The sequence below is a fragment of the Neotamlana laminarinivorans genome (assembly GCF_020523925.1).
Classification (GTDB): Bacteria; Bacteroidota; Bacteroidia; order Flavobacteriales; family Flavobacteriaceae; genus Neotamlana; species Neotamlana laminarinivorans.
This window is the reverse complement of record NZ_JAJAPW010000034.1, coordinates 1-413: the sequence shown is the minus strand read 5'-3', so window position 1 is coordinate 413 and position 413 is coordinate 1. Positions and strand designations below refer to the sequence as shown.

Here is a 413-nt window from a genome sequence, read left to right as displayed (position 1 = left end):
AACCTGTAGCATCTGAAATAGCTGTCCATGATAAATTGGTAGTTATTGAAACATCTGTTGAACCGTTTAACGGACTTGTTAATGCTGTACACATTGGAACTGTTGGAAGTGTTTCTGTACTGAAACTCTCTTCTGTACAACTTACTGCATCGCCTACAGCATTGTAAGGCGTGATGGTAACATAAATCTCAGACGTTTCTGGTAAATCTGATACGAAATCGTAGGTTAATATATTACCAACATCTTCTGCATTTAAAATATCTGTTCCCCCTGATGTTGTTCCTACTGTTAGCTTATAACCTGTAGCATCTGAAATAGCTGTCCATGATAAATTGGTAGTTATTGAAACATCTGTTGAACCGTTTAACGGACTTGTTAATGTTGTACACATTGGAACTGTTGGAAGTGTTTCT

At 37.0% G+C, this 413-nt stretch carries 1 pseudogene; it reads right to left on the bottom strand.

The annotated features are described in order from the left end of the window. Positions 1-413, bottom strand: a pseudogene (locus LG649_RS15925) (hypothetical protein); the annotation flags it as partial.